Origin of the sequence: uncultured Massilia sp., assembly GCF_913773735.1 — a bacterium.
GTDB lineage: Bacteria > Pseudomonadota > Gammaproteobacteria > Burkholderiales > Burkholderiaceae_D > Telluria.
Map to the genome: position 1 here is coordinate 1 of NZ_CAJYEB010000049.1, position 22,904 is coordinate 22,904.

The 22,904-nt window shown below is 70.6% G+C and carries 22 protein-coding genes and 1 pseudogene; 14 read left to right on the plus strand and 9 right to left on the minus strand.

From position 1 onward, the window contains the following. Nucleotides 1–185, plus strand: a pseudogene (locus tag QZ749_RS24040) (hypothetical protein); the annotation flags it as partial. 59 nt (nt 186–244) lie between these two features. Here QZ749_RS24040 and wrbA read toward each other — a convergent pair. Then, complete coding sequence (gene wrbA / locus QZ749_RS24045; protein ID WP_296952577.1) at nt 245–844, minus strand: NAD(P)H:quinone oxidoreductase; 600 nt, start codon at nt 842–844, stop codon at nt 245–247. Nucleotides 845–1,077: 233 nt separating this feature from the next. Between wrbA and QZ749_RS24050 the strand changes: the two genes are divergently transcribed. Next, nucleotides 1,078–2,529 carry an MFS transporter gene (locus QZ749_RS24050; protein ID WP_296952580.1) on the plus strand — a complete coding sequence of 484 codons (1,452 nt, stop codon included), beginning with the start codon at nt 1,078–1,080 and terminating at the stop codon, nt 2,527–2,529. Nucleotides 2,530–2,540: 11 nt separating this feature from the next. Next, complete coding sequence (locus QZ749_RS24055) at nt 2,541–4,892, plus strand: GH36-type glycosyl hydrolase domain-containing protein (RefSeq protein ID WP_296952584.1); 2,352 nt, start codon at nt 2,541–2,543, stop codon at nt 4,890–4,892. A 7-nt stretch (nt 4,893–4,899) separates the two neighbouring features. On the opposite strand, the gene QZ749_RS24060 is transcribed toward QZ749_RS24055, so the two are convergent. From QZ749_RS24060 to QZ749_RS24075, 4 genes are all read right to left on the minus strand, one after another. Further along, nucleotides 4,900–5,661, minus strand: coding sequence for a hypothetical protein (locus QZ749_RS24060; RefSeq protein ID WP_296952586.1), 762 nt, complete (start codon nt 5,659–5,661; stop codon nt 4,900–4,902). After that, the gene (locus tag QZ749_RS24065; RefSeq protein WP_296952587.1) at nt 5,658–6,842 is read right to left on the minus strand and encodes an AAA family ATPase; all 1,185 of its coding nucleotides are present in this window, start codon (nt 6,840–6,842) and stop codon (nt 5,658–5,660) included. Before QZ749_RS24065 ends, QZ749_RS24060 begins: the two co-directional genes overlap by 4 nt. Before the next feature lie 95 nt (nt 6,843–6,937). Then, complete coding sequence (locus QZ749_RS24070; protein ID WP_296952590.1) at nt 6,938–7,726, minus strand: prohibitin family protein; 789 nt, start codon at nt 7,724–7,726, stop codon at nt 6,938–6,940. Between the two features lie 157 nt (nt 7,727–7,883). Beyond that, nucleotides 7,884–8,810, minus strand: a complete 927-nt coding sequence (locus QZ749_RS24075) for a LysR family transcriptional regulator (RefSeq protein WP_296952593.1) — start codon at nt 8,808–8,810, stop codon at nt 7,884–7,886. Nucleotides 8,811–8,934: 124 nt separating this feature from the next. Here QZ749_RS24075 and QZ749_RS24080 point away from each other — a divergent pair, with 124 nt between their 5' ends. Then, on the plus strand, nt 8,935–9,192 hold the full coding sequence (locus QZ749_RS24080) for a DUF2798 domain-containing protein (RefSeq protein ID WP_296952595.1): 258 nt from the start codon (nt 8,935–8,937) through the stop codon (nt 9,190–9,192). 177 nt (nt 9,193–9,369) lie between these two features. Here the strand turns inward: QZ749_RS24080 and QZ749_RS24085 are convergent, their stop codons facing one another. Then, nucleotides 9,370–10,404: a LacI family DNA-binding transcriptional regulator gene (locus QZ749_RS24085; protein ID WP_296952597.1), complete on the minus strand. Its 1,035-nt coding sequence runs from the start codon at nt 10,402–10,404 to the stop codon at nt 9,370–9,372. 357 nt (nt 10,405–10,761) lie between these two features. Between QZ749_RS24085 and QZ749_RS24090 the strand changes: the two genes are divergently transcribed. Further along, nucleotides 10,762–13,641, plus strand: a complete 2,880-nt coding sequence (locus tag QZ749_RS24090) for an EAL domain-containing protein (protein WP_296952599.1) — start codon at nt 10,762–10,764, stop codon at nt 13,639–13,641. Between the two features lie 40 nt (nt 13,642–13,681). Here the strand turns inward: QZ749_RS24090 and QZ749_RS24095 are convergent, their stop codons facing one another. Further along, nucleotides 13,682–14,683 carry a diacylglycerol kinase family protein gene (locus QZ749_RS24095; RefSeq protein ID WP_296952603.1) on the minus strand — a complete coding sequence of 334 codons (1,002 nt, stop codon included), beginning with the start codon at nt 14,681–14,683 and terminating at the stop codon, nt 13,682–13,684. Between the two features lie 334 nt (nt 14,684–15,017). On the opposite strand from QZ749_RS24095, the gene QZ749_RS24100 reads away from it, so the two are divergent. Further along, the gene (locus tag QZ749_RS24100) at nt 15,018–15,674 is read left to right on the plus strand and encodes a TetR/AcrR family transcriptional regulator (protein WP_296952606.1); all 657 of its coding nucleotides are present in this window, start codon (nt 15,018–15,020) and stop codon (nt 15,672–15,674) included. Between the two features lie 60 nt (nt 15,675–15,734). Here QZ749_RS24100 and QZ749_RS24105 read toward each other — a convergent pair whose 3' ends face one another. Next, nucleotides 15,735–16,862, minus strand: a complete 1,128-nt coding sequence (locus tag QZ749_RS24105; protein WP_296952612.1) for a branched-chain amino acid ABC transporter substrate-binding protein — start codon at nt 16,860–16,862, stop codon at nt 15,735–15,737. Nucleotides 16,863–17,000: 138 nt separating this feature from the next. Between QZ749_RS24105 and QZ749_RS24110 the strand changes: the two genes are divergently transcribed. From QZ749_RS24110 to QZ749_RS24140, 7 genes are all read left to right on the plus strand, one after another. Next, nucleotides 17,001–17,837 (plus strand): MaoC/PaaZ C-terminal domain-containing protein, encoded by an 837-nt coding sequence (locus QZ749_RS24110; protein WP_296952616.1) that lies wholly within the window; start codon nt 17,001–17,003, stop codon nt 17,835–17,837. 110 nt (nt 17,838–17,947) lie between these two features. After that, nucleotides 17,948–18,385, plus strand: coding sequence for a universal stress protein (locus tag QZ749_RS24115; protein WP_296952620.1), 438 nt, complete (start codon nt 17,948–17,950; stop codon nt 18,383–18,385). A gap of 22 nt (nt 18,386–18,407) precedes the next feature. Further along, complete coding sequence (locus tag QZ749_RS24120) at nt 18,408–18,875, plus strand: universal stress protein (protein ID WP_296952623.1); 468 nt, start codon at nt 18,408–18,410, stop codon at nt 18,873–18,875. A gap of 38 nt (nt 18,876–18,913) precedes the next feature. Continuing rightward, on the plus strand, nt 18,914–19,378 hold the full coding sequence (locus QZ749_RS24125; protein WP_296952627.1) for a hypothetical protein: 465 nt from the start codon (nt 18,914–18,916) through the stop codon (nt 19,376–19,378). After that, on the plus strand, nt 19,371–19,808 hold the full coding sequence (locus tag QZ749_RS24130; protein ID WP_296952631.1) for a universal stress protein: 438 nt from the start codon (nt 19,371–19,373) through the stop codon (nt 19,806–19,808). Before QZ749_RS24125 ends, QZ749_RS24130 begins: the two co-directional genes overlap by 8 nt. 187 nt (nt 19,809–19,995) lie before the next feature. Next, a complete protein-coding gene (locus QZ749_RS24135; protein ID WP_296952636.1) occupies nt 19,996–20,451 on the plus strand; it encodes a hypothetical protein in 456 nt (151 codons plus the stop codon). Between the two features lie 104 nt (nt 20,452–20,555). Next, on the plus strand, nt 20,556–21,035 hold the full coding sequence (locus tag QZ749_RS24140) for a VOC family protein (RefSeq protein ID WP_296952639.1): 480 nt from the start codon (nt 20,556–20,558) through the stop codon (nt 21,033–21,035). A gap of 19 nt (nt 21,036–21,054) precedes the next feature. Here the strand turns inward: QZ749_RS24140 and QZ749_RS24145 are convergent, their stop codons facing one another. Next, nucleotides 21,055–21,597 (minus strand): flavin reductase family protein, encoded by a 543-nt coding sequence (locus QZ749_RS24145; RefSeq protein ID WP_296953116.1) that lies wholly within the window; start codon nt 21,595–21,597, stop codon nt 21,055–21,057. A 155-nt stretch (nt 21,598–21,752) separates the two neighbouring features. Here QZ749_RS24145 and QZ749_RS24150 point away from each other — a divergent pair, with 155 nt between their 5' ends. Continuing rightward, nucleotides 21,753–22,874 carry a DUF3108 domain-containing protein gene (locus tag QZ749_RS24150; RefSeq protein ID WP_296952642.1) on the plus strand — a complete coding sequence of 374 codons (1,122 nt, stop codon included), beginning with the start codon at nt 21,753–21,755 and terminating at the stop codon, nt 22,872–22,874. Nucleotides 22,875–22,904 lie beyond the last annotated feature (30 nt).

Consider the following 22,904-nt stretch of genomic DNA (forward strand, 5'->3'; position numbering starts at 1 on the left):
ACGTGAACGGCTGGCACAGCCGCTTCAAGACCTGGCTGCTGCGCTTTCGCGGCGTGGCCAGCCGCTACCTGATCGACTACTCGGGCTGGCAGCGGGTGCTGGACGACAAACGGCTGACGACGCCGGCGCTGCTGCTCCGGGCAGCGGTCCAGTTCGGCAAGCGGCTGGACAGGAGACGCAATTAACGCGAACAGCGCCTATAAAAAGGCGCCCGCCCCGGCCGGGCGCCGCGCCGCGGGCCGGATCAGCCGAACAGCTTGGCGGCCGTCTGCGCGACGAGCGCGCCCTGGTGGCGCGCGCCGTCCAGGTCGATGGCGCTCGGCTGGCGCTGGCCCTGGCCGCCGGCGATGGTGGTGGCGCCGTAGGGACTGCCGCCGGCGATTTCGTCGAGCGTCATCTGGCCGGCGAAGCTGTACGGCAGGCCGACCACCACCATCCCGAAGTGCAGCAGGTTGGCGATGATCGAGAGCAGCGTCGCTTCCTGGCCGCCGTGCTGGGTGGCCGTCGACGTGAACGCGGCGCCGACCTTGCCGTTCAGCGCCCCGCGCGCCCACAGGCCGCCGGTCTGGTCGAGGAAGGCCGCCATCTGCGACGGCATGCGGCCGTAGCGCGTCGGCGCGCCGATCACGATGGCGTCGTAGTCGGGCAGTTCGTCGACGGTGGCGACGGCCGCTTGCTGGTCGAGCTTGAAGTGGCCTTTCTGCGCGACGTCCTCGGGCACCGTCTCCGGCACCCGCTTGACCGTGACCGTCGCCCCGGCGCCGCGCGCGCCTTCGGCGACGGCGTTCGCCATCTGCTCGACGTGACCATAGGTGGAATAATAGAGGACCAGTACCTTTGCCATGCGCTTCTCCTTGTGCGGTGTGGATGGGGACGGCGCTGCCGTCGTCGTGTGCCGGCCATGCTACCGGATTGCGCGGGCGCGCGGCATCCTCCTTCCGGCCGGGTCGCGTCCGGCGGGCGGCCCGGGCAGCGGCCGCAGTTGACGCAAGCGCAAGTCTGGCGCATACTCGAGCGGGTGTTAGCGCTATCAGAGACGGCCGCAGAGCCTCGCCGACACCCACGACAGGAGACGACATGCCGCAAGACCAGGCCCGCGCCGCCGCGCGCGCACCCGCCGCACCCGCACCTTCGCAGGCTGCCCCGCCCGCAGGCGCCGCCAGCGCCGCCCGGCTGGGCTGGCGCGAGCGCTTCGCCTACGGCGCCGCCGACATGGGTTTCAACCTGTACTGGACCAACGTCGCCACGTTCCTGCTGATCTTCTACACCGACGTGTTCGGGCTGCAGCCCGCCGCCGCGGCCGGCATGATGTCGGCGGTGAAGCTGCTGAACGCCTTCACCGATCCGCTGATCGGCGCCTGCGCCGACCGCACGCGCAGCCGCTACGGCAAGTTCCGGCCCTGGCTGGTCTGGATGAGCGTGCCGCTGGCCGGCGCCGCCGTGCTGACCTACACGACGCCCGGCCTGGACGGCGACGGCCGCCTGGCCTGGGCCTACGGCACCTACTTCCTGATGATGGCCTGCTACACCTGCGTGAACATCCCGTACAACGCGCTGTCGGGCGTGATGTCGGCCGACCCGCAGGAACGCGCGACGCTCAACGGCCTGCGCTTCGTGTTCGCGTTCGCCGGCAGCACGCTGGTGACGGCCGCCACGCCGCTGCTGGTCAAGACCATCGGCGCCGGCGACGAGGTGCGTGGCTGGCAGCTGACGATGCTGGCCTGGAGCGTGGCCGCCACCGTGCTGTTCGGGTTCGCCTTCCTGGGCACGCGCGAACGCGTGGCGCCGCCCCCGGCCCAGCGCAGCAACGTCTGGCGCGACGTGCGCGACCTGGCCGCCAGCCGGCCGTGGATGGTGCTGTTCTTCCTGGCGCTGGTGGTGATGGTGACGATCACCCTGCGCACCGCCAGCGCGGCCTACTATTTCAAGTACGTGGTCGGCCGCCCGGAGCTGATGGCCAGCTTCGTGCCGACCTACATGATCGCGGCCGCCGCCGGCGCCGCCGCCACGCCGCTGCTGACCCGGCGCTTCGACAAGAAACCGCTGATGATCGGCCTGATGTCGATCACGGCGGTCCTGTCGGCCGCCTTCTACTTCGTGCCGCCGACCCAGATCTGGCTGCTGTTCGTGCTGCAGGGCTGCCTGGGCTTCGCGCTCGGCCCGAAGTCGCCGCTGACCTTCGCCATGCTGGCCGACGCCGCCGACTACAACGCCTGGAAGACGGGGCGGCGCGCCACCGCCATGACCTTCGCCGCCGCCACCTTCGCGCAGAAGCTGGGCACGGCGCTGGCCGTCGCCACCATCGGCACCATCTTCGCCGCGCTGGGCTACGTGCCGAACGCGGTCCAGGACGAAGCCTCCAGCGGCGGCATCCTGTGGCTGATGTCCCTGATCCCGGCGGCGTTCGCCGCCGCCGCGGCGCTCGTGATGTGCCGCTACGACCTGGACGCCGCCAAGCTGGCGCGCATCGGCGCCGACCTGGCCGCGCGCGACAACCGCACCACCCCGGAACAAGAACGGAAAGACTGAAGGAAACCACCATGCTCCAACCGACCGACGACGGCGCCCGCTACGAACTGTCCAGCCCCACCGCCATGCCCCAGGCCGGCGGCTTCCTGTGGAACCGCCGCATGATGATCCAGCTAACCTGCCGCGGCTACGCCACCGCCCAGTTCATGCAGCCGGAACCGGCCAAGTACTCGCACGCGCCGAACCTGGAAGCCAGGACCTTCATGCAGCCGGAACAGGCATACTATGCGCACCACCCGGGCCGCTTCGTCTACGTCAAGGACGAGGACACCGGCGAGGTCTTCTCGGCGCCGCACGAGCCGGTGCGCGCCGCGCCGGACCGCTTCGCCTTCTCGGTGGGCCGCACCGACCTGGCCTGGACCGTGGAAGCGCTCGGCGTGCGCATCCGCCTGCGCCTGGCGCTGCCGACCGACGACGTCGCCGAGCTGTGGACGCTGGAGGTCGAGAACCTGTCGGGCCGGGCGCGCCGCCTGTCCGTCTATCCCTACTTCACCGTCGGCTACATGTCGTGGATGAACCAGTCGGCCGAGTACCGACCGGACCTGCAGGGCATCGTCGCTTCCAGCGTGACGCCCTACCAGAAGCTGCAGGACTACTTCAAGAACAAGGATTTCAAGGACAAGACCTACCTGCTGTGCGAGCAGGCGCCGGACGCCTGGGAAGCCTGCCAGGCCGCGTTCGAGGGCGAAGGCGGCCTGCATGCGCCGAGCGCCCTGCGCGCAGACCGGCTGGCCGGCGGCGACGCCCGCTACGAGACGCCGGTCGCCTGCGTCCAGTACCGCCTGGCGCTCGACCCCGGCGCCACGGCCGTGCGCCGCTTCCTGTTCGGCCCCGCGCGCGACGACGCCGAGATCGCCGCCATGCGCGCGCGCTACCTGCACGAGGAAGGCTTCGCGGCCGCCGCGCGCGACTACGCCGCCTACATGCGGGAAGGCGCCGGCTGCCTGCGCATCGAGACGCCCGACGCCGCCTTCGACAACTTCGTCAACGAATGGCTGGCGCGCCAGGTGTTCTACCACGGCGACGTGAACCGCCTGAGCACCGATCCGCAGACCCGCAACTACCTGCAGGACAATATGGGCATGGCCTTCGTCAAGCCCCAGGTGGCGCGCGCGGCCTTCCTGCACGCGCTGTCGCAGCAGGAGGAAAACGGCGCCATGCCGGACGGGATCCTGCTGTTCGAGGGCGCGGAGCTGAAGTACATCAACCAGGTGCCGCACACCGACCACTGCGTCTGGCTGCCGGTGTGCCTGCGCGCCTACCTGGACGAGACCGGCGACATGGCCATCCTCGACGCGCCGGTGACGGGCCGCGACGGCGCCGTGCTGAGCGCCTTCGAGCGCATCTCGCGCGCGATGGACTGGCTGCTGCACCGGCGCGACGCGCGCGGCCTGTCCTACATCGAGCAGGGCGACTGGTGCGATCCGATGAACATGGTGGGCTGGAAGGGGCGCGGCGTGTCCGGCTGGCTGACCGTGGCCGCCGCCTATGCGCTGCACCTGTGGGCCGACGTGTGCGCGGCGCGCGCCGACGCGGCCGCCGGCGCGCACTACCGCGCCGGCGCGCAGGCGATGAACGACGCCGCCAACCGCCACCTGTGGGACGGCGACTGGTACGCGCGCGGCATCACCGACGACGACGTGGTGTTCGGCGTGAAGGCCGACGCCGAGGGCCGCATCTACCTGAACCCGCAGAGCTGGGCCTTCCTGAGCGGCGCGCCCGACGCGGCGCAGCGCGCGCGCATGCTGGCCGAGGTCGACGCCCAACTGGCCACGCCCTACGGCGTGCAGATGTTCGCGCCGCCGTACAGCGCCATGCGCGAGGACGTCGGCCGCGTGACGCAGAAGCATCCGGGGTCGGCCGAGAACGGGGCCGTCTACAACCACGCCTCGGTGTTCTACATCTACAGCCTGTACACGATCGGCGAGACCGAGCGCGCCTGGGACGCGCTGCGCCGGATGATCCCCGGCCCCGACATGGACGACTACCTGCGGCGCGGCCAGCTGCCGGTGTTCATTCCTAACTACTACCGCGGCGCCTACAAGGAATACCCGCGCACGGCCGGGCGCTCGAGCCAGCTGTTCAACACCGGCACCGTGTCCTGGGTCTACCGCAGCATCATCGAGGGCCTGTGCGGCTTGCGCGGCGACGCCGACGGCCTGCGCGTGGATCCGCAACTGCCGGCGCACTGGCCGGGCATGCGCATCCAGCGCGATTTCCGCGGGGCGCGCTTCGACGTCACCGTCACGCGCGGCGCCGTGGAGCGCGTGCAGGTGCGCTGCGACGCCGTACTGCTGGACGGGAACCGGATCGGCGGCGTCGCGGCGGGGCGCAGCTATCGGGTGGAAGTGACGGTGCCCTAAACAGGCGTCAGTCGCAGCGATGCCCGCCCATCACAATGGCGAGCGCGGCTTCGAGGCGCCCCTTGAACGCCCCAAAACTCGACATCTGCGCGGCGACGGCCGCCTGGTCGAATCCGTGCGCTTCCAGCCAATCCACCTGGTCCTGGCGCGTCGAGCCTCCGCCCAGGGCCTCCGACAATTCGTCCTTCAGGTTCCTGGGCGAATTGTCATTGCCCGAGCGGTCTTCGAGTGCGCTGCAATTCACATAGGGCACCGGGCGCGCCGCGCACAGCATCCATGCTTCTGACTTGGGTTTCGGTACCATCGGCACGCCAAGCTCGCCAAGGCCGGAACGCGCGAATCCTCCGGCGATCGCCGCCATCTTCTGGTCCCATATGCCTTTCACGGCCGACCGTGTACCGTCGCAGTCGCGGAACAGGATGGCGATCACATCGTCACCGGTGTTCTGTCGCAACCGGATCGCCTCTTCGCCGAGCATCCAGGCGTTGATGTAGAAATTGCCGGTTTCCTGGCCACGCTTCTTCCCGACAAAAGACACCCTGTTGCGCTCCTGCCGGCGCGCTTCCTCGCGTTCCTGCAGGCGCTTCTCGGCAAGGTAGACGTAGGATCCGGGAACGTCCAGCAGCGAATATTGCAATCTGTCGCCGACGACACGATCGACCAGCAGCGTCATGGGGCCGTGGACGAATTCCGGACTGCGGCACTCACCCTGCGCATTGCTGCATTGGCCAAGGTCGGACGATCCTTCACCGCTGAGCAAGACGATCATCGGGACTGCGCCTCGCGTTCGTCCATCTCGATGCATTCGTCCGCAAGCATCACGAGATCGGTGTCGACGAACGCCTCGCCGGGTCCCATGAACTGCAGCTTCTGCGCCATCCGCGGTATCGCAAAGAAGGGACGGACGCGGGTCTGGCCGTCCGGGCTCTTGTAGACGAACCGTACCGACGCTCTGGCGATATCGTCTTCCAGGTAATTCAGCACCATCGGACTGTGCGTGGTGACGATGACCTGCACCCGCGCCGACACGAGTACGTCCACCAGCCGCTCCATGATTTCGGGATTGATACCGTCCTCGACTTCATCGAGCAACAACACCTCGAAATCCTTCGCTTCGATCTGCGCCAATATGGCGAGGATACGCAGCAGGCCGTCGTTCACATGCATCGCACCCGTTTCGACATGCACCATTCCTTGCTCGCCGGGCAGCGCGCGCTCCTCGGATACGATCAGGCGTTTCCAGCCGCCTTTTGCCGTCGCGATCCGGAAATCGACGAGTGAAGGATAGAATGTCTTCAGCAGCACTACCAGCTTTTCCTTGGTGTCGCCCTTAATCGTATCCAGGAAACCGGCCAGTTTCTCGCCACCGACGCCGATGTGCTTGTCCTGCGCGCGCGAGCGCTTGCGCAGGAGCGCCGGCGAGAGCAGCTCCAGTGACTGGATGTTTGCGATGGCATTGCGGAATTCGAGCAGCGGCGCGGGCAACCGGTCGTCCTTCAGTTGCGAGAGGATCGATCCCTGGTAATTGAATGTGGATTCATGGCTCGCGCCATTTAGATAATAGATCCCGCTAACCGTGCGCAGTAACAACTCCTGCGTCGCTCCACGCAACTCAGCGCTTTCCGTCACCATTTGCAGGCTGGCGCGATGAAAGAAACCGACCCAGAAAACCTGCCGTCCATCACGAAGCCGGTAATGCACTTGCATCGTCGTCATGGTGGACCTGCGCGCCGCCGCGCCGCCCTTGTGGCCAAGATCCTTGCTATCCCAAGCGCGCTGCTCGAGCCATCCCGAGATATCCCCGCGCATTTGCTGCGAAACGAAATCCAGAGCCTGCAATATCGAGGACTTTCCGGCGCCGTTCATACCGACGAAGCAGGTGAATTTCGTAAAATCCAGCATCACATCGGCCAGTGACTTGAAGTTCTGTATGAGGATTTTTTCGATCATGCTCGGTTCCGGTAACTCAAAAGATCTCTTTAGGGAGGCGCCGATTCTACCATCCCTACCACGAGCCCCTCGGACGGGAAAGGCCCTCTCGACGCCTACTTCACGTTAATGAACGGCACCGCCCCACCCGCCACGTTGGGCAGCTTGCCGTCCCACTTCTCGATGGCCATGCGCTGGTTTTCCATCTCGCGCAGGCGGATCAGTTCCGGCGTCACCTGCTGGCGCTGGATGGCCAGCGATTCCGCCTCGGCGCGGGCCTGCGCCACGCGCTGGCGCGCCTCGACCTCGATGCGCTGCAGGTCGCGTTCCGCCTTCAGCTTGAGCTGCTCGGCCGTGGTCTTGGCCTCGATCGCGTCGTTGAACGACTTCGAGAAATTGAAGTTCACGATGGAGAACTCGTCGACCACGATGCCGTGCCGGGCCAGGCGCTCGCGCAGCTGCGCCACGATCTGGTCGCGCACGTCGGTGCGCTTGGCTACCAGTTCCTCGGCGGTGAAGCGCGCGGTGACGGCCTTCACGGCTTCCTGCACGGCCGGGATGATGATGCGCGGCCCCGGTTCGTTGCCCAGGTCGCGGAATACCGTCACGGCGCCGTCCGGCCTGACGTGGTAGTTCAGCGCCACGCGCGTATGCACGGTCTGCAGGTCGCGCGAGGCGGCGTCGCCCTCCCCCTCGCCCTTCTGGATCGACACGTTGACCAGGTTGAGCTTCTGCGCGATCGGGATCCGCAAGTGCAGCCCCTCGCTCAGTATCCGGTCGCTGGGGCTGCCGAACGTGGTCATCACGCCGCGGTAGCCGGCCGGCACGGCCGCGAACGGCGCCAGCGCCCACATCAGCAGGAGGAGGATGACGATAGCGATGGCCTTCCATGGCGCGCGATGCATGACGATGTCCTTTCCAGTCGAGTTCGCCGGCACACCTGCCGGGCCGTCACGCAAGATGTTGACGACAAGCAAATTGTAGCTTGACTTTATACGGAGACAGATCAGGAATCGTGGAGGGTTTGCTGCGAAAAAACGGGGCTGCACCGTCACCCCGTCGTCACTCCCCGTGCGGACCGACTTGACCCAGCTGCGCGCCCAGGTAATCGATGAAGGCGCGCACCTTGGGCGTGAGCGCCGCGCGGTCGGTCACGCAGGCGTAGATGCGCATCGGCTCCGGCACGGTCTGCGGCCCCGCTGCGCCGCCGCCGTCGAACAGCGCCACCAGCCGCCCCTGCGCGATGAGCGGCGCGGCGACGAAGCTCGCGAGCCGGGCGACCCCGGCGCCATGCACCGCCAGCTGGGCCAGCACGTCGACGTCGTCGCTGATGAAGTCCGCGTTGACGGGAGCGTCGAAGCGCTCGCCGTCGCGCACGAAGCCCCAGGGCAGGAACCGGCCGTCGGTCGGGTAGCGCAGGACGAGGCAGGCATGGTGGCGCAACTGTTCCGGCGTCGCCGGCGTGCCGGCGCGCTCCAGATAGGCCGGCGCGGCGCAGATCATGAAGGGACGCGCGGCGATCTCGCGGGCCACCAGGCCGTCGGCCAGCTGCGCCTGGATGCGGATGCTGACGTCGATCCGTTCCTGGACGTGGTCGACGCGGCGGTCCGCGCCGATGACTTCGATGCGCAGTCCCGGGTAGCGCGCCTTGAACGCCGGCAGCAGCGGCGCCAGCACATGGCGCCCGAAGGCCGGGGTGGTCGCGATGCGCAGGCTGTCCTGCAGGTCCATTCCCGGTGCCACTGCCTGGCGCGCGAGGTCCAGTTCGCGCGGGATGTGCCGGACCCGCTCGTAATAGCGCGTGCCGGCCTCGGTCAGCGCCAGGCGCCGCGTGGTCCGCGTGAGCAGGCGCGTCGCCAGGTGCGCCTCCAGGCGCGCGACGTTCTGGCTGACCGCCGCCGGGCTGATTCCGAGCGAACGCGCCGCCGCCGCGATGGAGCCGGCTTCGACGACGTGCACGAAGCTGCTGATGGCGCCGACGATGTTCATGGCATGGCTGGGTCGATTCGTAAGATTGGCTTCATGATGCATCAAGTCCCGCCCCACTGGCAACGCACATCGGCCACTGGTAGCCTGCGCATTCCTTCCTTTACCCGCACCGAGGACTTCGCCCATGCCGACGCACCACGCCCCACCCACCGCCCGCAGGTTGCCCAAATCGCTCGCGCCCTATGTATTCGCGCTATACATGGCGCCGATCATGTCCTTCCTGATGTGCCTCGTGATCACCTACGCCGAGTTTGGCATGCACGGCGATTACCTGGCAAATGTGATGAATGCATACCGCATCGCCATGCCGGCCGCGTTCGTCTGCATCCTGGCCGTGCGCCCGCTGGTGGCAAGGCTCGTGGCGTGGAGCGTGCAGGCCTGACGGTGCGCGACGACCAAAAAAAAGGCCGATGCACCCACGTGCCCGGCCCGAAGAGGAGACATTGACAGCGCCAGCGCCCGGCGCGCACACGCGGCTGGTAGCGCTAACAATCAATGGTATGAGTGTAACGTTTCCAACGAAAAAGTAAAGCCCCCAGGTGGATCGCCGATGGTCCGCTCACGCGCTCTCGCGCTCGCGCAGCGTGAAGCCCAGGTCGACCCGCGTGGCGCGCGGCACGCGCCCGCCCACCACGTCCAGCAGCAGCGTGGCCGCCTCGTAGCCGATGCGGTAGCGCGGCGTGTCGACCGTCGTCAGCGACGGCACCATCCAGGCCGATGCCGGCAGGTCGTTGAAGCCGGCGATCGCCACGTCCTGCGGCACGCGCACCGCATGGCGCTGGCAGTAATAGATGGCGCCGTGCGCAAGGTCGTCGTTGCAGCAGAACACGGCGTCGCAGTCGGGCAGCGTCTCCAGCGCCTGGCGCATCAGTTCGGCGCCCAGCGCGATCGTCGACGGTTCCGGCGTCATGATCTCCAGGCGCGGGTCGGCCAGGCCGGCCGCGCGCATCGCCTGGCGGTAGCCGTCGGCGCGGCGCAAGGTGCGCTCGTCCAGCTGGGCGCCGATGAAGGCGATGCGCCGGTAGCCGCGCCCCAGCAGGTGGCGGGTGAGCGCGCCGCCGGCGTCGAGCTGGGAAAAGCCGACCGACATCCGGTCGACGTCGGCCTCGTCCGCCAGGTCCATCATCGAGACGGCCGGCACGCGCGAGGCGGCCAGCATGCGCGCCACTTCGGGGCTGTGGCTCAGGGAGGACAGCAGGATGCCGTCCGGATTCGACTGCAGGTAGGTGCGCAGCAGCTTCTCTTCTTCGGCGTCCGAATAGCGCGTATTGCCGATCAGGAGCTGGTAGTCGCCCGCGGCCAGCGCATCCTGGATGCCGTCCAGCACGGCCGTGAACACGACGTTCGACAGGGACGGCACCAGCGCGACGATGACGCGCGACTGCGCCGACGCCAGCGCGCGCGCCGCCCGGTTGGGCACGTAGCCCAGTTCGGCCACCGCCAGCTCCACCTTGGCCCGGGTCGCATCCGACACCAGCCGCGGCTGGCTCAACGCGCGCGACGCCGTCATCGTCGATACGCCGGCGTGGGCGGCCACCTCTTCCAGCGTGGTCCTGCCCGTCCCCCTCATCTTCCCTGCCGTTGCTCGGTTCATCGTCCTCGTTTCGGTTAGCGGCTGCCTCGCGGCCGGACCCGCGATTGCGCCACGGATTGGCAATCTTGTCAATGCCGCACCGCGCGGCACGCGTGCCGTGGCCGCCCCCATCATCCACGTTCCGGCGGCAACCGACAAGGGAAACCGCGCGCGGCCGCCACGCCGGCCGGCCGGGACCGCGTGCCACGGCGGCCGCGCCGGCGCCGGCACCAAGCACAGGCCGGCGGCCCAGGCAAGGCCATACCAGGAATGTTGCATTTATACATCTTCGTTGAATAGTTGCCCTGGAGAATTGTTATAATCGCGCCGCCCGCCGAGGACCCGCGCAGCCGCATTCCCGGCCCCGACTGGAACAGGATGATGAACGCGCAGGACCCTCACACGATCACGCCAAACAGCACCCCGGCAGGCACGACTGCCCCCACGCCGCCGCGCCACGAGGAGCACGTCGGCCACGTCGGCCACGTCGGCCATGGCGACCTTGGCGACCACATCGACCACGCGTTCGACCTGATGGTCGCGCTCGACCCGTCCGGCCGGATCCTGCGCGTCAACGCGGCCGCGCGCGAACTCCTCGGCCATGCGCCGCACGAGCTGGCCGGCCGGGCCGCGCACGACTTCGTGCACCCCGACGACCGCGCCGCGCTCCCCGGCCTGCTCGCCGCCAGCCGCGCCGGCGCGCCGTGCCGCGACCACGCGCTGCGCTGCCTGCGGCGCGACGGCGGCGCGGTCCTGCTGTCGATCTCGGCGCGCTGGTCGGCCGACGGCGGCGTCATGTACGCGACGGCGCGCGACATCACCGAACACCGCCGCGCGCTCGACGAGCTGGCCACGTCGCGCTCGCGCATGGACGCGATCCTGGACAGCATCGGCGACGCCTTCTTCGCCCTCGACCGCGACTGGCGCGTCACCTATGCCAACCGCAAGGCCGCCGAATTCGTCGGCCTGGAGATCGCGCCCAGCCTCGGCAGGCCGCTGCTGGCACTCGTGCCCGCCCTGGAGGGCACGCCACTGCTGCAGTTCTACCGCGACGCCATGGCCGGGAGCCGTCCGGCCGCCACCGAGGCATGGTGGGCGCCGTCGCGGCGCTGGGTGGAGGTGCGCGCGTATCCGGGTCCGGACGGGCTGTCCGTGTACTTCCACGACATCACCCGGCAGCGCCTGGCCGCCGAAGCCGTGCGCCGCAGCGAGCAGCGCTACCGCAGCCTGTTCCAGCAGGCCGGCGACAGCATCGTGATCGCCGACGCCGAGCTGCGCGTGGTCGCCGTCAACGACCGCGCCTGCGCCCACTTCGGCTACGCGCAGGCGGAATTCATCGGCATGCCGGTGGCCGCGATCGACGGGGGCTTCGCGTACGACGGGCAGTTGCTGCGCGACCTGCGCCGCGGCGCCACCCGTCTGCTGCGCACGCGCCTGCGGCGCCGCGACGGCAGCGCGTTCCCGGCCGAAGTGCACGTGTCGCGCTTCGAGGACGGCGGCCCGGCCTGCTTCCAGGCCATCGTGCGCGACCTGACCGCGCGCGAGGAGGCCGAGCGCCAGCTGCGCGACAGCGAGCGGCGCTTCCGCGAGGTGATCGAGATGACGCCGTCGGGCTATGTGCGCGCCGGCGCGGACGGCGCGATCCTCGACGTCAACCCGTCGCTGCGGCGCCTGTGCGGACGCACGCGCGAGGAACTCGTCGGCAGCGCGGTGGCCGATCTCTTCGTGTGCGCGCCGTGGGAAGGCGCCGACGCCGACGCGGCCGGCACGGCCACCCTGCGCGGCGTCGAGGCCACGCTGCTCCATGCCGGCGGCGCCCCCGTGCACGTGCTGTTCAACGGCAGCGTGCAGCGCGACCCAGAGGGACGGCTCGCCTGCGTCACCGGCCTGATGACCGACATCACCGCGCGCAAGCACGCCGAGAGCCGCCTGCGCGAACTGGCCACGCACGACACGCTGACCGGCCTGCCCAACCGCGCGCTGCTGCACGAGCGGGTCCAGCGCATGCTCGACGCCTGCCCGGCGGACGGCCGCGTGGCCGTGCTGTTCCTGGACCTCGACCGCTTCAAGGAAGTCAACGACGCGTTCGGCCACGACCTGGGCGACGCCCTGCTGTGCGCGGTGGCGGCGCGCCTGCGCGCGGCGCTGCGCCCGCACGACGTCATCGCGCGCCTGGGCGGCGACGAATTCGTGGTGGCGGCGCCCGGCCTGCCGCCGTCGGCCGGCGGCGGCGCCGCCGACGCCGTCGCGGCGATCGCCGCGCGCCTGCTCGATGCGCTGGCCGCGCCGGTGCGCGTGGGCGACCAGGACGTGATCATCGGCGCGTCGATCGGCATCGCCGTCTACCCGCAGGATGCCGCCACCCGCGAAGGCCTGTTCCAGGCGGCCGACACCGCGATGTACCGCGCCAAGGGCGCCGGCCGCAACCGCTACTGCCTGTTCGAACCGGGCATGACGCTCGCGACCCGGGCGCGCATGGCGCTCGAACTGGCGCTGCGGCCAGCGCTGGCGCGCGCCGAATTCGTGCTGCACTACCAGCCGCGCGTCGACCTGCGCACCATGGCCATCGTCGGGATGGAGGCGCTGGTGCGCTGGAACCATCCCGACCTGGGGTGCATCGGCCCGGGCGAATTCATCGGGATCGCCGAGGAGACCGGCATGATCGTCGACATCGGGCGCTGGGTGCTGGGCGAGGCCTGCCGCCAGACCCGGCGCCTGGTCGAGCGCCACGGCCGGCCGATCCGGGTGTCCGTCAACGTGTCGGCGCGCCAGCTCGCGCTGCCGGGCTTCGTCGGCGACGTGCGCGACCAGCTCGCCGCCAGCGGGCTGGCGCCGCATTGCCTGGAACTGGAACTGACCGAGAGCGCCCTGATCGAGGACATGGACCGCACGGCGGCGATGCTGGCCGAACTGCAGGGCCTGGGGGTCAAGCTGGCCGTCGACGACTTCGGCACCGGCTATTCCTCGCTGGCCTACCTGCGCCGCTTCCCGATCGACGTGCTCAAGCTGGACCGCTCCTTCGTGCTGCAGGACGACGGCCGCATCAGCGCCTTCGACTTCGTCAAGGCGTTCGTGGACATGGCGCACGCGCTGCGCATGGCGGTGGTGGCCGAGGGCGTCGAGACGGTCGAGGTGCTGGACTTCCTGCGCGCCGCCGCTTGCGACGAGGCGCAGGGCTACCTGATGGCGCGGCCGATGCCGCTGGCGCAGCTGGAGGCGCTGCTGCGCCAGGACGGCGCGGCGGACCGGGCCGGCTGAGCGGCGGCGCCGGCCGCTACGGCACCCGCTACGGCAGCCGCTACGCCACCCGCGCCGCCGCCGCGCGCCCGGCTTCCGGCCGTGCCGCCGCGTCCGGCACCAGCAGGTGCAGGCGGTCGTCGATCACGCGAAAGCGCAGCGGCAGCGCGAGCCGGTCGACCTCGCCGTCGGTCGCGACCTTCATGCCGCGCTGCCGCGACAGCAGCGGCGCCCGCACCGTCATGGTCCGGAACGCGAACGCCACCACGTCGTCCGTCTCGCCCAGGCGCCCGAGCGCGCCGCGCAGCAGCAGCGCCAGCATGCGCAGCCTGCCCACCGGGCGCGGCGCGATCGCCGCCAGTTGCCCCGCCTCCAGCGCAAGCTCGAGCGGCCGCATGCCCACCTGTTCCATCTGCAGGCGGTTGTTCCCGACGAACAGCGTCGGCGTGCGCAGCCGCCGCGTGCGGCCGTCGAGCTCCAGCGTGATGCGCAGGTTGCGGTGGCCGCGCAGCGCCGTCTTCAGCGCCGACAGGATCGCGACCACCCGCGAGCGCCCGTACTGGCGCTTGTCGTGCTCGCGCTCCTCCAGCAGGCGCGGATACAGGCCCACGCTGGCGTTGACTAGGAAGATGCGCTCGTTGACCATCCCTACCTGCACCGGCTGCACGCGCGCGCCGAGCAGCGCATGCACGGCCTCGGCCAGGTCCTCGGGGATGCCGTGGGTGCGCCCGAAATAATTGAACGTCCCCTGCGGCAGCACCCCGAACGGGCAGCCGCCCTGCACGGCGGCATGGGCCACCGTGTTCAGCGTGCCGTCGCCGCCGGCGGCCACCAGCACCCCGCCCTGGGCGACGGCCAGGGACGCCATGCGCCGCGCCGTCTCCTCGAGCCGGGCGGCGTCGTGCACGACTTCCAGCTCGCAGGCGCGGCCGGCGCCGTGCAGGACGTCGCGGATGGTCGAGCAGCGCAACTCGGTCTCGGCATGGCCCGAGCCGGCATTGAGGACGACGAAGAACGGCGCGTCCGGGCGCAGGTCGGTCGGCGGCGGAGCGGTCGGCGGCATGGGGTCGATCTCCTGGAAAGCGGCGTGAAGCGGCGTGAACGGCGCGGGGTCCGGCGGGGCGGCGCCCCGGTGCCAGCATAGCAGGTCCGGCGCCGGCGGGCGCCCGCCAGGCGTGCGCCCCCTCCCCGCTGGCGCCCCCCGGGCCACGCGCCGACATGATGGGTATAATCCAAAATTGGCGGCGAGCATCACGGACGGCGACGGACGCGCACGGCGTCGTGTCAATAATTTCGCTACGTGCGTGCTAATCACTACCGGATATACTACCGCTCACAATCATAACGGCCGTCTCCCCCACCCCGATGCGGCCATCCAATTACCGACAGGCGAAGCCATGAGAATCAGCAAAGAAAAGGCGGCCGAAAATCGCGCCGCCCTGGTACGTGCAGCGAGCAAGCTGTTCCGCGAGCACGGCATCGATGGCGTCGGCGTGGCGGAGATCAGCAAGGAAGCCGGCCTCACGCACGGCGCGCTGTATGCCCACTTCAAGTCCAAGGAAGAACTCGCGCTGGAGGCGCTGTCGTACGGCTTCGACCAGACCGCCCTGCGCATGTATTCCAGCACCGTCGACGGCATGCCCGACCTGGGCGCCTACCTCGACGGCTACCTGTCCGCGCAGGCGCGCGACGACTACGCGGGCCGCTGCCCGATGGCGGCGTCCGCCAGCGAGATCGGCCGCCAGGACAAGGCGATCAGCACCCGCTTCTCCGAAGGCTACATGGTGATGGTGCGCGCGTTCGAGCGCCAGATCGCCCAGAACGCGAAGGATGGCGCCGGCCCCGGCGGCGCGCCGGACGGCGACGCGCTGGCCCGTGCGATGGTCGTGGTCGCCACGATGATCGGCAGCATCGCGATCTCGCGCGGCACCGCCAAGGGCAATCCCCAGGTTTCCGAACAGGTACTGAAGGCGGCGCGCGCGCTGCTCGACGACATCATGCTGGCGCCCGGGCGCGGGTCGGTGCCGGCCGCGCCGGACGCCGTCGCGCGCTAAGGGGCGCCGGAGGGCGCTGAGGGGCGCCGGAGGGCGCGGCCGGCGGCGCCGGCCGCCGGATCACTTGGTGACCGCGATCGCGGTACGGTGCCCGCCCTTGAAGGTGTACAGGGTCAGCACGCCGTCGCGGATGTCGCCGCGCTGGTCGAACGCGATGTTCCCGGTCACGCCCTTGTACTGGATCTTCGCCAGTTCGGGCAGGTACTTCGCCGGCGCGGCCGAGCCGGCCTTGTCCATCGCGGCGGCGAGCGCCATCACGGCGTCGTAGGAATACGGCGCGATGATCTGCACGTCGATGCCGAAGCGCTTGCGGTAGTCGGCGCGGAAGCGGTCCATGCCGGCCTTGCCGGCGGCCTCCACGCCGCCCGCCTCGGCGCACACCACCTGGCCGTCGGCCATCGTGCCGCCGGACAGCTTGTGCATCTCGTCCGAACAGATGCCGTCGCCGCCCATCATCTTCGCGTTGATGCCGAGCTGTTTCATCTGGCGCAGCATCGGGCCGGCCACGGCGTTCATGCCGCCGAAGAACACGAGGTCCGGGTTGCTGGCGCGGATGCGGGTCAGGATCGCCGCGAAGTCGGTCGCCTTGTCGTTGGTGAACTCGCGCGCGACCACGTTCACGCCCTGCTGGCGCAGGCCGTTGGCGAATTCCGTGACCAGGCCCTGGCCGTAGGCGGTGCGGTCGTCGACCACGGCGACGCGCTTGGCGCCCATGGTCCTGGCCGCGTAGCGCGCCAGGCCGCGGCCCAGCTGGATGTCGTTGGCCACCACGCGGAACGTCGTATTGAACCCCTGCTGCGTGTACTTCGGATTGGTGGCCGAGGCCGAGATCTGCGGGATGCCCGCGTCGTAGTAGATCTTCGACGCCGGGATCGTGGTGCCCGAGGTCTCGTGGCCCACCACCGCATTGACGCGCGCGTCGGCCAGCTTCTGCGCCACCGCCGTCGCCTGCTTGGGATCGCCGCCGTCGTCTTCCGGCACCAGCACCCATGTGACCTTCCTGCCGCCGACCGTCGCGCCGCGCGCGTTCAGGGCGTCGACCGCCATGCGCGCGCCGTTCTCGCTATCCTTGCCGAAGTGCGCCACCGGACCGGTGATCGCGGCGGCATGCCCGATGCGCACCGTTTCCTGGGCCGACGCCACGCCCGCGGCCGACAGCGCGACCAGCAACCACACCTGCTTCTTCATTCCATCCTCGTATAAAGCAATGATTCTTTATGCCAAATTGCACGGGTATCGAGTATAGTCCACATTCAGAAGTGTTGCAAAGCAACATGAACTTTCAGGCACAATGGGGTTTTGCACCGAGAGACCCGACCCGCGCCCATGACCACGGACAGTCCGCTTCCCCTCCCCGCCCTCAACGGCGCCACGATGCTGCGCGCCCTGTTCAAGCGCCCGCGCCGCACCCACGGCCAGCGCACCCCGCGCACCCACTACCTGCTCGAGCAACTCGACGCGAACCAGCTGCGCCGCTACCGCCAGGCGCTCGGCTTTCGCGACGAAGGCATCCCGCTGACCTACTGGTACCTGCTGGCCCAGCGCGCGCAGGTCGCCACCATGCTCGACGACGCCTTCCCGTTCCGCCTGCCCGGCACCGTGCACACGGCCAATGCCATCCAGGTGACCGGCAACGCCCGGCGCGACGCGCCGCTGCTGCTGGCGACCACCGTCCACATCCATCCGCCCACCGACCACGGCGCCGTGTGCGCCGACCTGGAAACCACCGCCAGCCAGGACGCTGCCGAGGTATTCCACTGCCGCAGCACCTACCTGCTGGTGCGCGGCCAGCGCGGGCCGCGCCGGCAGCAGCGCGGCGCACAGGCCGGCCTGCCGGTGCTGGCGCGCTGGCAGCTGGGGCGCAAGAGCGGACGCGACTATGCGCGCGTGTCCGGCGACTGGAACCCGATCCACCTGTGGTCCTGGTCGGCGCGCCTGATGGGCATGCGCCGGCCGATCATCCACGGCATGCACACGTTGGCGCGCGCCTGCGCCGAACTGGAGCAGGCCAGCGGCCAGCGCGTGGTGGCGCTGGACGGCCGCTTCAAGGCGCCGGCCGCGCTGGGCAGCGAGCTGGTGCTGGGCGCCGACCTCGGCGCGCGCCAGTTCAGCGTGGGGACGGCGGGACGGCCCGTCGCCGAGGGCAGCTTCCGCTTTGCCTGAAATATTTCTTAAAGGCAATCTTCTATTGCCTTTTTGATTCACATCAAGGAATGCGGCTGGCGTTTTCGCCATCCTAGCCCCGTCATCACCGGGCTGCCAGGAGGGCCGCAATGTACAAGCGCATTCTGTTGCCGACCGACGGCTCCGCGGCCTCCGGTCGCGCCATCGAGGCGGGCGTCGCCTTCGCCCGCGACCTCGGCGCCGAGGTCGTCGGCCTCACGGTCACGCCACCGTTCCGCGTCTTCAGCACCGACGTCGACATGCTCGAGGACACGCCCGAGCGCTACGCCGCCAGCAGCGCCGAACGCGCGGGCAGGACGCTGGCGGACGTGGAACGGGCGGCGCGCGACGCCGGGGTGCCCTGGCGCGTCGAACACGTGGTGTCCGCCGAACCCTGGGAAGCCATCCTGGAAACGGCCGCGCGCCTCGGCTGCGACCTGGTCGTGATGGCGTCGCACGGCCGCCGCGGCCTGGCCGGCCTGCTGCTCGGCAGCGAAACCCAGAAGGTCCTCGTCCACGGCACCGTCCCGGTGCTGGTCCACCGCTGAATCAGAAAGGAAACCCTCGCCCATGTACGCACGCATCCTCGTCCCGACCGACGGTTCGGACATCTCCGCGCAGGCCGAACGCGCCGCCATCGAATTCGCCCGCGCCCACGGCAGCACCGTCGTGGCGCTGTGCATCGGCCAGCCCTACCCGCCGGCGGCCGCCATCGAGGGCGCCATGGCGATCGACCCCGCCACCGAGAACGCCGCGCTGCAGGCCTGGGCCGCGCGCAACGCCGCCCGCGTGGCGGAAGCGGCGAAGGCCGCCGGCGTCGACTGCGTGCCGGTCGCCACGATCGCCTACGCGATCGGCGACGCGATCCTGGAGCAGGCCGAACGCCATGGCTGCGACCTGATCTTCATGGGCTCGCACGGCCGGCGCGGCCTGTCGCGCCTGCTCGCCGGCAGCGTCACCCAGGACGTGCTGTCCGCCGCGCCGGTGCCGGTGATGGTGCTGCGCCCCAGTCCGCAGCCGGCCGCCCCGCGCCGTTGACGCCTTCTCATTCCCGTAACACGACCACCCGCAAGACGATGAAGCAACACCTGAACCATGCCAGTCCCGCCCGCCGCATCCGCGCCGCGGTCGCCCATTCCCGCCGCCAGCTGGCCGAACAATTGCGCCGCGCCGCCGACGCGCCGGACGAGCGCTTCGGCGCCGCCTACCGGCGCCTGCTCGCCAGCGCCGAGCTGCGCTTCCGCCACGAGCAGAGCGTCATGGACGCGCTCGGCTTCAGCGCCGCCGGCATGCACCGCGAGGGCAACGCGCGCACGCTGGCGGTGCTGCGCCAGGCCGAGTCCGCGGTGGCGGACGGCGACGTCGGCACGGGCCGCTGCGCGCTGGGACTGCTGGCCCGGGTGCTGCCGCTGCACCGCTTCACGGTCGACCTCGCGCTGATCTCGCGCCAGCGCCACGCGCCGCGCCCCGGTCCGCGCCACTATGCCATCCACGGCGCGCTGCGCAGCGCCGGCGTCTCCTTCGGAGCCTTCCATGTATAAACGCATCCTGGTGCCCACCGACGGCACCGAACGCGGCGCCCGCGCGCTGGAGACGGCGCTGCAGCTGGCGCGGCTCGGCGGCGGGCGCATCATCGGCCTGCACGCCTGCGCGCCGCTGATCCTCGATCCGGACGGCGCCATGGCCGGCGACCCGGCGCAGGGCAACTGGCGCCGCGAGCGCCTCCAGCTCGCCCACGACGCGCTCGCCTACGTGACGCGCCGCGCCGGCGAGGAAGGCATTCCCAGCGCGACCGTGCTCAGCCGCAAGGACGCCCCCTGGGAAGCCATCATCGACGCGGCGCGCGACCACGCCTGCGACCTGATCGTGATGGCCGCCCACGGCGAACGCAGCGCGCTCGCGCGCCTGCTCGGCAGCGAAACCCAGAAAGTGCTGACGCACAGCGCGATCCCGGTGCTGGTCCTGCGCTGACGGCCGCCGCGCCGGGCGGCAGCCGGCGTGGCGAACCACGGATCCGGATCCGCGTCCAACGAGAGGGACACCATGCTGCGCACCGTCGCGTCGGCCTCGTCGATTGGCGGCGTTTTGACGTGCATCAAGTACTAGACGTTGCTGTCCGGGGAAACTGCAAACATCGACTCGCTTGAGGACCATCATCATGACCCAGCGCCACCTGCAATCCACGAACCCGCATGCGATCTGCGCGGCGATCCGCCACGCGCGCAAGGCGCTGTGCCGCCGCCTCGACCAGGTCGCCGCCGCGGCGGACGCCCAGTTCCCGCGCGCCTTCACGGGCATCGTCGCCGCCGTCGAGGCTGGCTTTCGCCACGAGGAACACATGCTGGAAAGCCTCGGCCACGAACGCCTGCGCGAACACATCGCGGAAAACGCCGTGATCCTCACGGCCCTGCACCGCACCATGGCGCAGGTCGACCATGGCGACTGCGCGCTCGGGCGCCAGGTGCTGGCCGCGCTGCGCGACGTGATGGCGCTGCACCGCCTCACCGCCGACCTGGCCGCGGCCACGGCGCCGCACCCGTCGGCCATGCGGGTGCACGGCAGGGCGGCGCGCGCCACCCTGCACGTGGCGGCGCACCGGCGCCACGTGCACTAGCACGCCAACGAGCGACACCACGTGACGCCGACAGGACACGCGGGCGTCGCGGACGGCCCCGTTTCGCGTATGCTGGGCGGCACGCACCCACCCAGGAGACGAGCATGTCCGCAAAGAACACGATCTGCCTCTGGTTCGACGGCGCCGCGCTGGACGCCGCCCGGTTCTACGCCGCCACCTTTCCCGACAGCGCCGTCGGCGCCATCGTGCGCGCACCCGGTGATTTTCCTTCGGGTAAGCAAGGCGACATCCTGACCGTCGAATTCACCGTGCTGGGCATCCCCTGCCTCGGCCTGAACGGCGGCCCCGCATTCCACCACACCGAGGCGTTCTCGTTCCAGGTCGCCACCGACGACCAGGACGAGACCGACCGCCTGTGGAACGCCATCGTCGGCAACGGCGGCCAGGAGAGCGCCTGCGGCTGGTGCAAGGACCGCTGGGGCATTTCCTGGCAGATCACGCCGCGCGTGCTGGGCGCGGCGATCGCCGACCCCGACCCGGCCGTCGCCCGGCGCGCCTTCGATGCGATGATGACGATGCGCAAGATCGACATCGCCGCGATCGAGGCGGCCATGCGCGGCTGACGCCGGCGGTGCGCCGCCGCTACTTCAAGCCCTGCCGGCGCCGGTGGATCACCTTGCCCGACACCATGAAGGTGCCGTCGCCCTTGTAGTGCAGCGTCTCGGGATGGCGCGGCGTGGCGGCCGCGCGCGCCGCCACCACTTCCCAGATGAAGAAGTCGTACTTGTCGACCAGGCTGTCGTCGTGCAGCCGGCATTCGAACTGGGCGTGGCATTCGCGGATCGACGGCGCGCCGACGATCTCGCTGGCCTGCGGCGTCAGCCCGAAGGCATCGAACTTGTCGATGTCGGCGCCGGTGGTCGACCCCACGCCCAGCACCTGCTCCGTCAACGCCGTGGTCGGCAGGTTGATCACGCATTCGCCGCTGGCACGGACCAGGCCGAAACTGTGGTTGGCCGACGAGATCACGCAGCCGACCAGCGACGGCGCGAATTCGATCACGGTATGCCAGCCCATCACCATGATGTCGCGCTCGTCCTGCCAGGCCGAGCTCACCAGCACGACGGGGCCGGGTTCGAGGTAGCGCCGCACCTGGTCGAGCGGGACGGGCTGCTTGCGCGCCATGGCGCGGGGCTGCGTACTGCGGGTCATGTTGGCTCCTGGAACGATGATGACCCGATTATGGCCGCGCCGCGCGCCGGGCGGCGTCCGCATCGCCGCGGGTGCCGTTCCGCGGCTGCGGCCACCCGCCGGATGCCCGCAAGCGCTACACTAGCGCCATGAAGATTGCCGTCCCGTCCCGGCACCGCCGGCTGCTGGCGCTGTGCGCCGGCTCCGCCGCGCTCCACCTCGCACTGCTCGAACTGATCGCCCGCCAGGGCGCCGGCACGCTGGCCGCCGTCGCGCCGGCGGAGCGGCTGGTGCTGCGCCTGGCGCCGCCGGCCGGCCCCGCATCGGCGCCCGCGCCCACGCCGGCGGCCGCGCCGATGCCCGCACCCGGCCCCGCCTCCGCGCGCGCGGCCGCACGCGCGCCGTCCCGGGCGCGGCCGGCGCCATCCGCGCTTCCCCCCAGCACTGCCAGCCCTGCCGCCCCGACGGCTCCCACCGCTCCGGCGCCGGACCCGGCCCCCGGCAGCCCCGGCGGCCCGGCGCAACCGGCCGCCGCGGCGCCGCCGACGTCCCTGCCCACGCCGGCGCCGCCCGGCCGCTACCGCGTGCGCCTGCCGGCGTCGGCCGCGCTGGCCTACCGGCAGACCGTGCAGCGTCCCGGCGCCGCGCCCGTCGACGCCGGCGCCGCCCACCTCGACTGGCAGACCGACGGCCAGCATTACCTGCTGCGCACCGACGGCGTGCTCGGACGGCTGGCCAGCGAGGGCGCGCGCGGCGATACCGGCCTGCTGCCGGAGCGCGCGACCGAGGGTGGCGCGGAAAGTGGCGCGGAAGGTGACGCAAAAGGTGGTGCCGATGGTGGCGCTGCCGGCGCGCTGCGCACGACCTTCGGGCACGATGCCGGCCGCGTGCGCTTCGACGCGGGCGGCGCCGACGCCCAGGCCATGCCGGGCATCCAGGACCGCGCCTCGCTGCTGGTCCAGCTGGCCGGCATGGGGCTGGCGTCGGCGGACCAGCTGCAAGGAACGATCGTGCTGCCGGTGGCGGATGCGCGCACGGCGACGCTCGTGGTGTTCCAGGTGGTCGGCGTCGAGACGCTCGACACCGGCCTGGGCCCGCTGCCGGCATGGCGCCTGGCGCAGGTCGCGCCGCCGGGCCAGCCGCGCCTGGACGTGTGGCTGGCCCCGGACCAGGACTGGCTGCCGGTGCGCCTGCGGCTGACGCGCGAAGACGGGACCGTCGCGACCCAGACCGTCAGCGCGGTCGCGCGCGGACCCGGCGCGCAGCCCTAGCGCGCGGCCACGGCACGCAGGCCGGGAGCG